This is a genomic window from Oscillatoria sp. HE19RPO, from assembly GCF_024220515.1.
GTDB lineage: Bacteria > Cyanobacteriota > Cyanobacteriia > Cyanobacteriales > Laspinemataceae > Laspinema.
Window position 1 is genome coordinate 1 of record NZ_JAMXOT010000319.1, and the last position, 12,966, is coordinate 12,966.

Below are 12,966 nucleotides of genomic sequence, written 5' to 3' on the forward strand. Positions count from 1 at the left end.
CGCAATGCTTGCGCCCTCCGGAGGGCGCAAGCATTGCGCCCCTACAGATACCTTCCTTTCAGTTGAGCGTTTGAAGGATTTATATTTTGCAATCCCCTTAGTAGAGACGCAAAATCTCCCGTCTCTACTAACCTCATCCCCATTCCCAATCACTCATCATCCCGAACTTCTGGAACCTCCGTAAACCCAGGACTCACCAACACCTTCCAAGAACTCCAAGCCATACCCAGCAACAGCACCCAGGCTAAAAGCCCCAACACCCAGGGGTGCCGTTGCAGGAATCGCACCAGAGACTCAGAAGGCGATCGTTTCCTCACCGGGCGTACCCGGCGCGGATGACCCCCCTGACCCTCCGGCAACCGAGGGCGACTCCCTTGTTCCCGCAACCGCCTCAAATAATCCAGATGAGCATCCTGACTCCCGCTTAACTCTCGCAATCGCGCCAACTGACTCTCCCGGTTTGGCATAAAAGCGCGTAACCGATTAATCTGTCGCCGATCCGATACGGTAAACGGTTTTAAAAGTCTCGAACTCATACATTGCTCCTCGAATCAATCACCAACCTGAGTGAGTTCTGGTTGCCGCCCATTCCCTTTAATCAAACGGGAGCATCTCAAGAAGGCTCATAGACCTAACCCCCGGTGCCCCCTTCCCTACGAGGTCAGGGGGAGCAAGACTTGTAAATTCACCTTTTAGGCAAAATTGAGATGCTCCCAATCAAACAACCTTATTCCTTACTTTTATCAGTATGCCGCTCGATCGCCAACTCAATCAAGCGGTCTACTAATTCTGTAAAAGAAACCCCGGTTTTGGCCCAGAGTTGCGGGTACATACTCAAGGCTGTAAAACCGGGTAAGGTATTAATTTCATTAATAAAAATCTCGCCGGTTGCTTCGACATAGAAAAAGTCTACGCGACTCAATCCAGCCCCATCAACGGCTTCAAAAGCCCGAATTGCCATCTCCTGTACTTGAGTGGCGACTGACTCGGGTAATTCGGCTGGAATGAACAAGGAAGCTTTGCCATCGGTGTATTTGGTTTCATAGTCGTAAAAATCACTCTCATAAGTAATTTCTCCAACCACAGAAGCCTTGGCATTATCATTCCCTAACACGGCACATTCCACTTCCCGGGCTACCACTCCCGCCTCTACAATCAGACGGCGATCGTAACTGGCGGCACTATCCAAAGCGGCCTCTAATTCACTGCGCGATCGCACCTTAGAAATGCCCACCGATGAGCCTAAATTCGCCGGTTTCACAAAACAGGGATAACCCAAATATTGCTCAATTTCATCGCAGAGTTTCGGAAACACACAAGGGTTAGACCAAACCTGCGATCGCGTGACCGCCATATACTTAACCTGGGGCAAATCCGCCCGACTAAACGCGGTTTTCATCGCCAATTTGTCCATCCCCACGGCAGACCCCATCACCCCAGTCCCGACAAAGGGGACCTGCATTAATGTCAGCAAACCTTGAATCGTTCCATCTTCCCCATTGGGACCATGCAGAATCGGAAACCACACCTCGACTGTCCCCGCTTCTGCTGGAAATTGCCACAACTTGGCCCGATCGCCCGTCTCTCCCCCCTCATTCCGGGGCACTCCTGCATCTAGAACCTGTTGCGCCACTGCTGGGGAGTGCCATAACCCGTCCTTGTCGATATAAAAGGGCAGAGTTTCGTATTTCTGAGCATTCGATTCCCCTGCCAATGCCTTGGCGATCGCCCTTGCGGAAATGATGGAGACCTCATGTTCTCCGGAACGACCGCCAAATAATAATCCGACCCGCAACTTAGCCATTGTTGACCCCTTTTAACCTTGGTGATTTTAGCCGTTAGAGTGGCCATCCATGACTGGATAACCCATCCGGTAATCATCGGTTTGTCAAAACCCGCAGCGTCAAGCCTGGGGCTATACGGACGAAGCCTGCCTCCGCAGGCTAAGAGAGAAAACCGAGTTTTGATACGGAATCCGTTTGCTAAAGACCTACTTTACTCTTGAGCCTGCGTTTGGCGCAGCCTGCGCGACAGCGCATAGGCAGGCTTCGTCTGTGTAGCCCCACCCTTTAGGGTGTGGGATTTTATAGACTTTAACAACCGGATTTGGTATGACAACCGGATTTGGGAGGATTCCCAACTCGTGCCTCTAAAATACGATGGACCGCATCCCTTGTCCGAGATACAGTAGCATAAGTTGTCGGATTTTTGCCCATCCTTGGGCGAGTCCCTTCAAAATTGGTTAGGGTTCTGTCAACTCGTAGGCGCTACTAGCTGCGGTATCCAGCATTACCTGGGACCCATCGCGATCGGTTCGATAGACCCATGTCTCTTCGGCATTGCTTACGGTGACTTCCCACCCAGAAACCACGATTTGGGTGCAAAAACTGCCCGGTTCTGTCAGTCCTAAACAGCCATCGGGCCAATTGCGCCGTTGCGCTGCCACAATTTCAAATTGCGATCGCCCTTCCCCGGTTTGTTCAGCCACTGCATCTAAGACTTTCTCCCTAATCGCTTCCGGTAACTCAGCGATCGCCTCAGACTGGTCCTGAGTCCCCTCCGTCTGCACAATCTCACTGTTTTGTCCTAGACTAACCGAGTTAGAGTCTTCTGGATTGACGAGAACCACTGCTATTCCAATCACTGCAATCATTCCGATTCCCAAGATGGCGATCGCTGGTTTATTCATAGCTTTCCTTCATTCATTACTATTACTATCACCCCAACCGGCGCGGCCAATTTTTTTTGACCCAAGGGGTTGCATTTCTTGACTTGGTGTCATATTATGTTCATAATGGGATGTTGACTTCAATAATATTTTTGCACAGATTCCCATTATAAAAAGAATTTTAACAAAGTCAATCCCCCTTGTCTAGCCCTAGCCGCCCTTTTTTAAAGAAAAATCTGTAAATTTTTGTAACAAAAGAAAAACCCCTCATCCCCATCAGTGAAAATCAGTGAAATCAGTGGTTAAAAATCCGTCCCCAACCAAAACAGGAAAAAAAATCATGATCTTAATCGGAAACATCATCTGGCTAATTTTCGGAGGATTCGTCACCGGAGCGGGGTACATCATCGGAGGAATCGGAATCTGTCTCACAATTGTCGGCATCCCCTTCGGAGTGGAAACCATTAAACTGGGAATCGCCAGTATGAGCCCATTCGGACGGGAAATTGTAGAGGATGACAATCCCAACAGTACCCTGAAGATTGTGTTAAATGTGATTTGGATTTTCCTATTTGGGTGGGAGATTGCGATGGCACACTTAGTTCTCGCTGCCCTCTTCGCCATCAGCCTCATCGGATTACCCTTTGCCGAACAGCACATCAAATTAGTGGCGATCGCCCTCTTTCCCTTTGGACGAGACTTGAGAAAAGTGCGATAAAAGACGGGAGAGTGGCAGGAAAGGGGCTGTAGCTATCTCGGGGCCCTACTCCAACCTGCTGCGATCGCCTCGGACTCTGTACAAAACCACCGTTCTCCCCTTGCTGAATTAATCTCTGTTATGTCGTAATCTTCCATCCCGGGGAGGTGATAAAGCTTCTTGTTTGTTTCAATTGAGATATTGCCTTTAATGAGACAGTCTGGCTGGGGGGTAGATGTTACTTGAGCAGGAGAAAAAGAAGGAGAACGAATCGCACGGAATTGGCTGATAACCAGTGCAATAATACCCATCGTTGCCAGACCCATCACAGTGGAGAGTAAACCTTTTTTCCGATTTCTGGAATGGGTTGGCGATCGTGAAGATGCAACGCCTTGAATCGAGGCTTGAGCCGCCTGGACCTTGCCGTCTTTTGCCGTAACTCGCTGGTACAAAATCGTATCTCCCACCCGGGGACGACGACTAGCGGTTTTAATAGCACTGATATGTAAAAAAACGTCTTTTCCACCCTCATCCGGTGTGATGAAGCCAAACCCTCTATCATCCTTCCATGTTTTCAGTTGCCCTTTGCTTAAAACAGGTTTCATAAAATAGACATCTCTAACAATTAAGCGACTATCCTTTGTTTTATTCTACCCTTGGTAACCCACTCAGAAACTAGGTTGGGTACATAACTTTTGCTAAGTCACCGAAATTTGAGGAAGAAACCCGGTTTATCATCCCTTTGTAAAGAACCTAGAAACCGAGTTTCGTGCATAACTTTTGCTACATCATCAAGATTGTCGAAAGAAACCCGGTTGATTGATGTCGTGGAATTAGGAAGAACTTTTTCAAGTCATCGGGACATCCGATCGCCGGTTAGTCCAGATTCCTCCAGGTTCCAGTGTCACCAGCCGATTATTAGGGGTAAATAACTCCCAATAGGACAAGTCAAAATCATCCTCTAAGTCGGGAAACACTTTCAACTGATAGCCATTACTGAATCCCACAATCAGCACTAAATCAGGATAGTTCGTTTCAACATCCGTGATAGTTGTGCCTTCAATAACCTTCACTTTCTCCTTAAACACTTCTGCGGGTTCTGCTGTACTGGTAATGATACCACTAGCGGATTCCAGACTCCACTCAGAACCCCTTGTCCCTAATATCCATTCTCCTTTGTATTTACCGGCCATCACTTTCTGCTTATAAGGAATTTTCCTTCCGATATCCAGGGTTAGTTCATCCCCATAGCTTAAACGCGCTGCCCAACAGGGTTGACCGATTATTCCCTGAAGTTCTTTTTTATAATCCATTACATTGACTTGGCATCATTTGCCGTGTAAGGTTTATCCTTCACCCCCACTCATTCTCTGACTTCCTAACTCAGCAGCTAACCCTAAAGCAGATTTCATACTAGCACAATCGGCAATGCCTTGTCCGGCGATATCGAAGGCGGTGCCGTGGTCCGGGGAGGTGCGGATGAAGGGGAGGCCGATGGTGGTGTTGACGGCTTTATCGAAGGCCATTAATTTGACGGGAATTAAGCCTTGGTCGTGGTAGAGGGCGAGATAGGCATCATGGGCATTTGTAGCGGTTCCAAACCAGGCTTGTCCCGGTTTGACCCAGAGGGTATCTGGGGGGATTGGTCCATCAATTGTGGCTTGAGGATGGATGTTTTGTTGTTGTTTAATCCAGGGAATTAACCAGTCTTTTTCTTCGGTGCCAAGTTGTCCATTTTCTCCGCTGTGGGGGTTAAGTCCGGAGATGGCGATGCGAGGGGTTTGGATGCCGAAGTCTTGGCGCAGGCATTCGATTAAGAGGTCTAGTTTCCAGGTGAGAAGGTCCGGGGTGAGGGCGTCGGGGACTTGGCGGAGGGGAATGTGGGTGGTGGCGAGGAGGGTGCGCAGCGTCCAGCCGCTATGGGGGGATTTGGCGACGAATAGCATTCCGAAGCGTTTGATTTGGGCGCTTTCGGCGAGGAGTTCGGTTTGTCCGGGATAGGGATGTCCGGCAGCTTTCCAGCAGGTTTTGGCGATGGGTCCGGTGACGATCGCCTGGTAGTCTCCGGCAAGGGTGCGGGCGATCGCCTCTTGCATATAGGCAAAACTCGCGCCACCGGATGCAGCATTGCCGGTCCCGAGGGCGATCGCCTCTTGGTTGAGGTCAATATCTAGGATAGGAAACGCTTCAGGATCGGCGATCGCTGTCTGTTGTTTCAGTTGTTGATAACACTGTTGCAGCAGTTTCCGACTGCCGACGAGGGTGATTTGACAATTTTGGGCAATTGCGGGGTCTGCGAGGGCTTTGAGGATGACTTCCGGACCGATTCCGGCAGGGTCTCCCAGGGTGACGGCGAGATGGGGACGGTTGGGGGTTGGGGGTTGGGTTTCCATGAGGTTTTTAGGAGGCGATCGCAGATACAGGCATATCTTCGTTACAACCCCCACCCTTCAGGGTGCGGGTTTTGGCGCAATCCATTTGGTCAGTCGGTTGATTTCTTAAAACTTAACAATTTGAATGCAATCTGATTTGATGACCATGATAATATATTAGAGGACAAGTGTTTGTTGCTATTTTAACGTTTTAGAGCGACGGCTCTTTATGAATATCGGTTAACAGCACGCAAACGATGCCTAACTAAAAGTTAACCCGGTTGTATCGTCATGAACCAGACAAAACCCAACGAGCATGAGTCAATTTATCAGTTAAAAGTCACCATCAAAGAAAGTGAACCTCCGATTTGGCGGGAAATTCAGGTTCGCAGTCACATTACCCTGTATAAACTACAGCGGATTTTACAAGTGGTGATGGGATGGGGAAATACCCATCTGCATCAATTCACCATTGATGGAACTTGTTACGGTCAATCTCACCCGGAATATGGTTTAGAAATGAAAACCGAGCGCAGGGCGAGATTAGATGAATTAGTGCCAGAAGAGAATGCCAGTTTTCTCTATGAATATAATTTAGATGATAGCTGGATGCATCACATTACCGTGGAAAAAATTCTGGAACCAACTCCTGGGGTGCATTATCCCCGGTGTGTGGCAGGCGATCGCGCTTGTCCTCCAGAAGAATGTGGCGGCATTCGCGGGTATGCTGAGGTGTTAGAAATCCTCAAAAATCCTGAAGATCCAGACTATGCAGAAACCCGGGAATGGGTGAAGGAAGATTTTGACCCCGAGGTATTTGATATCGAGGAAGTGAATAGACAGCTTAAAGCGATTCGATAAATCCGCTTAAGGTTGGGGAAATAGACTCGACAATCTGTCTCGCCGTCTTGTCAGGATAAATTTAAGCTCTTGCAAAATAACGGATTGATCCCCCCAACCCCCCTTAAGAAGGGGGGATGAGCGAGAATTTTGCAAGAGGTAATTTTAACATACCCTGACAATTGGGCTGTGGTAGAAGGGGGACAATAACCTTTACTATTCAGCCTGCGTAGGCAGGCTTTGTCCGTATAGCCCCACCCTTGAGGGTGTGGGTTTTTATAGACTCGTCCGGGATTGGGCAAAATAGAGGGCGATCGCCTACAATTAACGAATCAGATTGAAGACCCTTGAACTTTCTATCAATCAGGACTTAACATTATGGGGCTAACTATCAGTTATGATTTGAATTTAGGCAGCGACTCCATTGAATTGGCCCGGGAAAAAATCCACGCATTGCACCAAGCGGCGATTAATTTACCCTTTGAGAAAGTGAGTGAAGTGGTGGAATTAGTTGGAGAACCCTGCCGAGATGAACACAATAAAATGGAGGAACTCCATCGGTTTTTACAATTAGAGGCAGCCCGGGGGATAGAATATGAAAACTCCTACTTTTTTGTCGATCCAGTACAGTTGATTGCCTTTACGGTATTGCCCGGAAAGGGCTGCGAATCTGCTAATTTTGGACTCGCTCTGTTTCCGGAAACGACACAAATCAAACTCAGAAAACCTGAACCCGGTGCAGACCCGAATGAGATAAAACCCTGGGGGTGGGAAGATTTCAAAATCAAACTTGAGGAAAAAAGAACTGGGAAAATAGATGAGACCAAAGTAGAAATTCGCACTATTCCCACAAATTTAACCCATTGGTCTTGGTCTAATTTTTGCAAAACCCAGTATGCTAGCAATCCGGAATATGGAGGAATGGAAAACTTTCTGAAATGTCACGGATTGGTTGTTCAAATGTTAGATATTGCCCAAGACCTCGGAATTTTAGAATCGGTTTGTGATGAGGGGGGATATTGGGAAAGCCGCAACACCCAAACCCTCAGTCAGTCCGTGGGGAATTATAATGCGTTAGTAGCCGGAGTGGTGGGGGGATTGAAAACCCTATTGACCCAAGAGGGAATCGAGGCGAAAACCCAGGCCCCGATTACCGATTATCCGAATTATGAATATTTGGAGGCGGAAGGAGAACAGCAGATTAAGCGGGAGAAAGAGCGGGAATAATGCCCAGATGAACCGAGGGTTAGGGTTGGGAAGAGGGGGGGTGAAGACGCCAGAGTTTAATGGTTTTATCATCACCGCCGGTGGCTAGAGTCCTTCCATCGGGGCTGAAGGCGATCGCAAATACATAACTAGAATGGTCCCGTAAGGTTGCCAATTCTTCCCCGGTTTCTACCGCCCAAATCTTGATGGTTTTATCACTGCTGGCACTGCCTACATAGCGACCATCGGGACTAAAAGCCACGGAACGAATTCCATCGGTATGTCCGGTTAAGGTATGGATTAATTCCCCGGTTTGGGTATTCCAAAGTTTCACTGTTGAATCGAGACTGCTGCTGGCTAATAGTTCTCCATCGGGGCTGAATTTGACACATTCAATGGGATTAGAATGAGCCTGAATGGTGCGATAACTTTCCCCGATCGCCACATTCCAGAGTTTAATGGTGCGGTCCCAACTGCCACTGACTAACGCCCTGCCATCGGGACTAAATGCCACCGTAACCGTGGGTTTTTCATGACCTCTGAGGGTTTGTAAAGCCTGACCCGTGTTGGCATCCCAGAGTTTAATGGTGCGGTCCCAACTGCCACTGGCTATGGTTTCACCATCGGGGGAAATGGCGACGGATTCGATGGGTTTGCGATGACCTTCTAGGACCCGGGTGACTTCACCTGTGCGAACCGACCAAATTCGCAGGGTTTGGTCCAGGGACCCACTGACGAGCACTTTCCCATCATTGCGGAAGGCGATCGCGTTCACAAAGTCCGTATGACCGATCAGGGTCTGACCTTCCTCCCCGGTGTGGGGATTCCAGAGGACGATGGTGGTATCGAGGGAGGCACTGGCTAAGGTATGTCCGTCGGGACTAAAAGCCAGGTCAAGGATGGCGGCAGAATGAGCGGTGAGGGTGTGGCTACAGGTCCAGGTGGGAGAGGGGTTGATCATGAACGTTGGCGATCGCGAAAATCTTAAATTTTTCAGAGTATCGAGTTCAAGGGTGTAATCGATGAAGGCTAGAGCTGCTCCACCGATCGGTTCGATCTGGATCAAGAACCCCAAGTGACTCATGCCGTATTCTACTATAGCGAGTTGACCCTAAGATAGACTCTAACCTTTTCACAATCACGAGACCCGGTAAACTGAATTAGAAGCAATTAATATGACAAGCACCATGAACCCTTCTGCGACCTTTGATTTCGAGGATGAAAAATTTAAGGCACCCCCATCTACATTATTGCCTTGGTGTCAGATGATTAACCCCATCTTGCATCTGGATGGACTTAAGCCTTATGGGTTAGCCATTAAGCTGGAGCAAGCCAAGGCGTCGGGGTTTACACCAGATGAAAATTGGCAACCTGTGGACCATGAATTTAGTACGGGGGATATTGAGACCTTACTGATGACGACCACACCCAGAATGCTGATTGTGCGCCAGGGTCCAATTTGCTTAAAAGACCGGATGACTGGCGATATTGTCGGGCGGTTGTCGGATTTTTATGATGCCTTCAAAGCCGATCGCCTCAAATATAAACTCTTCACCCGCTATCTGATTTTCTTGGTGGGACAAGACCAAAAATTACTCCATCAAACTCCTCTTCGTTTAACCTTGAATGGCTCGGCTGGTGCCAGTTTCGGCATAGCCTATCGCTATAGACAAGCCGGAACAGTCACGGGATTTACGGCGGAGTTGGAACAGGCGTATGCAGATTTTCGCAGACAACCCTATGCTCCAAAAGGCTCCCTGTTTCATGCTCATGGGATTTTCTGCCCGACGTTTGAAGCGGTAGAAAAAGGAATCGGTACTACTACAGCATGGGTGGCTAATATCAGTGATTATGAACATCCAACCGCCAGCAATTTAGCGGATTATATGATTCCCTCCAATTCGGAAGAATCGGCTTTAATTTGTGAGACTTTTGAGGAATATAAGGACTTTGGTCAGGATATTCCAAAACTAGCGGAACCGAAGGTGGAAACGGCAACTCCTACGAGTACCTTAGAGAGCAATGCTTATGCTTATGAGGATGAGTTTGAGTATCCGGAACCGCCTTATTAAGCCAATTAACAAGGGTTCGGTCCCGGACAAGGCTCGGGAAAGACGCAAAAATGGGGCGTCTCTAGGGTGAAATGGGGGCGATCGCAGTAGGAAGGATTTGCAGATGCGATCGCCCTATTTTGACTCATCAACCGGGGGATTCACCGTTTGTAACCCGATCGCATATTTGACCTTGGTCCCGGTTAAATATGCGCCCCATAAATTCGCCCCGTCAAGTTTGGCAAAGCTGAGGTCTGCTTCCGTTAAATCAGCCATTTTCAAATCCGCACCGCGTAAATCAGCGCGCGTAAAATTAGCCCCAAAAAGATTAGCGCCATCGAGGAGGGCTTTATTCAAATTCGCGCCTTCTAAATTCGCCCCATTGAGAGAAGCTTCCAACAGATGAGCACCTTCTAAATTTGCCCAACTTAAATTCGCTTCAGCTAAAGAGACTTGCCTGAGATTCGCACCGCGCAGATCGCACCCACTTAAGTTTGCTCCATTCAAGTTGCACTGACTCAGGTCAATTTGTTGTAAGTCAGCGTTGCTGAGGTCGATTTCGGAAAAAGTTCGGTCTCCTGCGGCATAGCGATCGATGAGTTCTTTAACGTCCATGTTTTATCCCTGGAAAAGCCATCTAATTAAATCCCTAGTCTACAAGGAAGTGACACAGTTTTAAGCCATTTTCCAGACATTTTAAGCCGATCGCCTAGAAAAGACCGATGAATCTGTGGGTTTCCTAACACCTTGGCGATCGCAGTCCTGTCTGATGCGGTTCACCCCGAGTTGCCTTCAGTCCACTGAGAATAGGGATAAGTAGACAAATTAACATTAAAGTAGCGCGGGTCATCAGAGACTTCTGGACCAATCCAATCTGGCAATTCTACCACTTGATGTTCATCGGTGAGTTCAACTTCGGCTACAATTAAGCCTTGATTTTCCCCAAAAAATTCATCCACTTCCCAGAGTAACTCTCCCCATTTGATTTTATAGCGGTGTTTTTCAATTAAAGGCGGAGTACAGAGATGATTTAACATAAATTGAGCATCTTCTAGGGGAATCGGATACTCAAACTCCGGACGAGAATTGCCCTGGGAGGGGCCTTTAATGGTAAGATAGCCTTGCTTCCCAATTTGGCGCACCCGCACCGTTCGCCCCTGACTGTGGGCAATGTAACCTTGTCGATAGGGAGTCCCCACCGCCAGCGATCGCCATGCTTGATTTTTGACTAAAAATTTCCGTTCAATTTCTATAGCCATCTTGAAAGAATATCCCCTCTGATTACCCGATTTTCAATTAGCCCGCAGATGCGGGCTTTGTCCTGAAAGAAACAGATTTTAGCCTGCCGGACTTGATTTAATGACTTGCCAGAAAAGCCGCTACTTCCGTCGGGAGAGGTTGAGCGGCGATCGCACCGGGTCGGGTCGTCGTCAAGGCTCCCACTGCCGTTGCATATCGGATAACTTCTTTAGCTTGCTCTGGGTTTTCTAAGTATTTGACTCCATGCATACAAACCTTATGAATAAATCCAGCCACGAAGCCATCTCCGGCCCCGGTAGTATCCACCACATCCACGGAAAAAGCTGGCATAGACCCTTCATTTTCCCCGAGACAATAGGTACAGCCTTTGTCCCCAGCGGTGACTAAAACCCCTTCCACACTGTCGAGACGATACTTAATCGCACCGGCATCAGTGGTGTCAAATAACCAGGCTGCTTCTTCATCGGTAATTTTTAAAAAATCAACCCGTTTAATTAAGTCTTCAATAAGAGATTTTGATTCAGTTGAATCGGTCCAAAACATATCCCGACGATTGACATCAATGGCAATTTTTACATCATATTGTTCCGCCATCTCTAAAGCCCGAAAAACGGCTTTTCTGGAATCAGGAAAGGCCAGTTCTAAACTGCCTACGACTAGAAAATCGGCCTGAAAAAACAATTCATGGGGTAACTGCTCCGCTTGCAGGCGAGTATCTGCAAATTCCGTGGTGTCGATTTCCCCAAACCCGGCAAAGCTGCGATCGCCATCCTCAGAACGGACCACATACACCTTGCGGGTGGGGGCTGTCTCATGACGCTGCACTCCGGTACAATCGACCCCCAGATGGGTGAGCAGAGTTACCAGTTCGTCCCCGGGGTCATCTTGTCCCACACAGCCAATAAATCCGGCGGGAGTGCCCAATTTCACCAAGGCAGCGGCCACATTTGCCGGTGCACCGCCCGGATAAGGAGTCCAAGACTCAACCTCCTCATAAGCTTGACCCGGGCGATCGGCTAAACAATCAAATAGAATTTCCCCTAAACACAAAACTTGTGGATGAGTCATCACTTTACTCCTCGACTGCAATATATGCTTCAATTTACAGCCTACAAGAAATCGAGCATCTCTCTCAAGTCAGGGATTGATGACCCTTAAAGAAAATTAACGGGAGAGAATCGGTGTAAAAACGAGTGGTATGGGGTTTATTCGTGGTTTTTGGCCTCTTGAATTGCGGCAGCAATTCGTTCGCCAAATTCCGGGTCGATATTAGCCAGGGAGAGCATTTGTAAATACTCTTGTTTCGTCAATCCCGCTTGGGCGATCGCCGCGATTGAGGCGCTTTCAATTTCCCGTTCGATGCGTTGCGACTCTAGGGAAGTCGGTGCCGAGAGTAATTCTTGTTGTCGGCCCTCGATTTGACGCAACACTTGTAAATAAGCCCCGACAAACTGAGACACCTTCGCCGAGGGGATCGTGTTGGTATCAAGGGTTGGGCGATTGGGAGCCGCCTCTGATCCGGGGGAAGGGACGGTTAAGGAGTCGGGAGCATCCGAGGCGATCGCGCTTCCGATTCCCCAAAACCATAAAACGGTCACTATTCCTAAAACAGCTATGAATTGCGGTAATTTTTGGGAGATGAATTGCGGTAATTGATGCTGGATGAAATTTTTGATTTTTGCAGTCATGGTTTAGTTGATTTTAGGACAATTTTAGGGCTGATTCTTATGTTGAGAATTCCCAGGTGTGGATAGTTTCCCATAGTTGAGGGATGGGGGTGGATGGGGGTGGATGGGGTGGATGGATGGGGAAACGACTGAAGTCGTTACTACGAACGGGGGATAACGACTGAAGTCGTTACTACGAACATCC

The 12,966-nt window shown here is 48.3% G+C and carries 15 protein-coding genes; 4 read left to right on the plus strand and 11 right to left on the minus strand.

Features of this window, described 5'->3' with window-relative positions; all coding sequences use genetic code 11:
* Window positions 1-149: 149 nt before the first annotated feature.
* The 3 genes from NG833_RS25110 to NG833_RS25120 form a co-directional block, all read right to left on the minus strand.
* Window positions 150-536 carry a hypothetical protein gene (locus NG833_RS25110; RefSeq protein ID WP_254568013.1) on the minus strand — a complete coding sequence of 129 codons (387 nt, stop codon included), beginning with the start codon at window positions 534-536 and terminating at the stop codon, window positions 150-152.
* Between the two features lie 191 nt (window positions 537-727).
* Entirely contained in the window at window positions 728-1,804 is a 1,077-nt protein-coding gene (locus tag NG833_RS25115; RefSeq protein WP_254568014.1) for a D-alanine--D-alanine ligase family protein, read from the minus strand.
* Between the two features lie 438 nt (window positions 1,805-2,242).
* Window positions 2,243-2,689 carry a hypothetical protein gene (locus NG833_RS25120; protein WP_254568015.1) on the minus strand — a complete coding sequence of 149 codons (447 nt, stop codon included), beginning with the start codon at window positions 2,687-2,689 and terminating at the stop codon, window positions 2,243-2,245.
* Window positions 2,690-3,008: 319 nt separating this feature from the next.
* Between NG833_RS25120 and NG833_RS25125 the strand changes: the two genes are divergently transcribed.
* Entirely contained in the window at window positions 3,009-3,386 is a 378-nt protein-coding gene (locus tag NG833_RS25125) for a YccF domain-containing protein (protein ID WP_254568016.1), read from the plus strand.
* A 32-nt stretch (window positions 3,387-3,418) separates the two neighbouring features.
* On the opposite strand, the gene NG833_RS25130 is transcribed toward NG833_RS25125, so the two are convergent.
* The 3 genes from NG833_RS25130 to pdxA form a co-directional block, all read right to left on the minus strand.
* Window positions 3,419-3,970 carry a cold shock domain-containing protein gene (locus NG833_RS25130; protein ID WP_254568017.1) on the minus strand — a complete coding sequence of 184 codons (552 nt, stop codon included), beginning with the start codon at window positions 3,968-3,970 and terminating at the stop codon, window positions 3,419-3,421.
* A gap of 243 nt (window positions 3,971-4,213) precedes the next feature.
* Window positions 4,214-4,678: a hypothetical protein gene (locus tag NG833_RS25135; protein ID WP_254568018.1), complete on the minus strand. Its 465-nt coding sequence runs from the start codon at window positions 4,676-4,678 to the stop codon at window positions 4,214-4,216.
* A 33-nt stretch (window positions 4,679-4,711) separates the two neighbouring features.
* The gene (gene pdxA / locus NG833_RS25140) at window positions 4,712-5,758 is read right to left on the minus strand and encodes a 4-hydroxythreonine-4-phosphate dehydrogenase PdxA (RefSeq protein ID WP_254568027.1); all 1,047 of its coding nucleotides are present in this window, start codon (window positions 5,756-5,758) and stop codon (window positions 4,712-4,714) included.
* Window positions 5,759-6,028: 270 nt separating this feature from the next.
* On the opposite strand from pdxA, the gene NG833_RS25145 reads away from it, so the two are divergent.
* The gene (locus tag NG833_RS25145) at window positions 6,029-6,598 is read left to right on the plus strand and encodes a plasmid pRiA4b ORF-3 family protein (protein WP_254568019.1); all 570 of its coding nucleotides are present in this window, start codon (window positions 6,029-6,031) and stop codon (window positions 6,596-6,598) included.
* Window positions 6,599-6,955: 357 nt separating this feature from the next.
* Window positions 6,956-7,804 (plus strand): hypothetical protein, encoded by an 849-nt coding sequence (locus NG833_RS25150; RefSeq protein WP_254568020.1) that lies wholly within the window; start codon window positions 6,956-6,958, stop codon window positions 7,802-7,804.
* A 19-nt stretch (window positions 7,805-7,823) separates the two neighbouring features.
* On the opposite strand, the gene NG833_RS25155 is transcribed toward NG833_RS25150, so the two are convergent.
* Window positions 7,824-8,867, minus strand: a complete 1,044-nt coding sequence (locus tag NG833_RS25155; protein WP_254568021.1) for a WD40 repeat domain-containing protein — start codon at window positions 8,865-8,867, stop codon at window positions 7,824-7,826.
* A gap of 91 nt (window positions 8,868-8,958) precedes the next feature.
* Between NG833_RS25155 and NG833_RS25160 the strand changes: the two genes are divergently transcribed.
* Window positions 8,959-9,855 carry a DUF5895 domain-containing protein gene (locus NG833_RS25160; protein ID WP_254568022.1) on the plus strand — a complete coding sequence of 299 codons (897 nt, stop codon included), beginning with the start codon at window positions 8,959-8,961 and terminating at the stop codon, window positions 9,853-9,855.
* 114 nt (window positions 9,856-9,969) lie between these two features.
* Here NG833_RS25160 and NG833_RS25165 read toward each other — a convergent pair whose 3' ends face one another.
* The 4 genes from NG833_RS25165 to NG833_RS25180 all read right to left on the minus strand — a co-directional run bounded on the left by NG833_RS25165 (window position 9,970) and on the right by NG833_RS25180 (window position 12,782).
* The gene (locus tag NG833_RS25165) at window positions 9,970-10,449 is read right to left on the minus strand and encodes a pentapeptide repeat-containing protein (RefSeq protein ID WP_254568023.1); all 480 of its coding nucleotides are present in this window, start codon (window positions 10,447-10,449) and stop codon (window positions 9,970-9,972) included.
* A 161-nt stretch (window positions 10,450-10,610) separates the two neighbouring features.
* Complete coding sequence (locus NG833_RS25170) at window positions 10,611-11,093, minus strand: CYTH domain-containing protein (RefSeq protein WP_254568024.1); 483 nt, start codon at window positions 11,091-11,093, stop codon at window positions 10,611-10,613.
* Window positions 11,094-11,190: 97 nt separating this feature from the next.
* On the minus strand, window positions 11,191-12,162 hold the full coding sequence (locus NG833_RS25175; RefSeq protein WP_254568025.1) for a carbohydrate kinase: 972 nt from the start codon (window positions 12,160-12,162) through the stop codon (window positions 11,191-11,193).
* A 137-nt stretch (window positions 12,163-12,299) separates the two neighbouring features.
* A complete protein-coding gene (locus NG833_RS25180; protein WP_254568026.1) occupies window positions 12,300-12,782 on the minus strand; it encodes a DUF4168 domain-containing protein in 483 nt (160 codons plus the stop codon).
* Window positions 12,783-12,966: the final 184 nt, after the last annotated feature.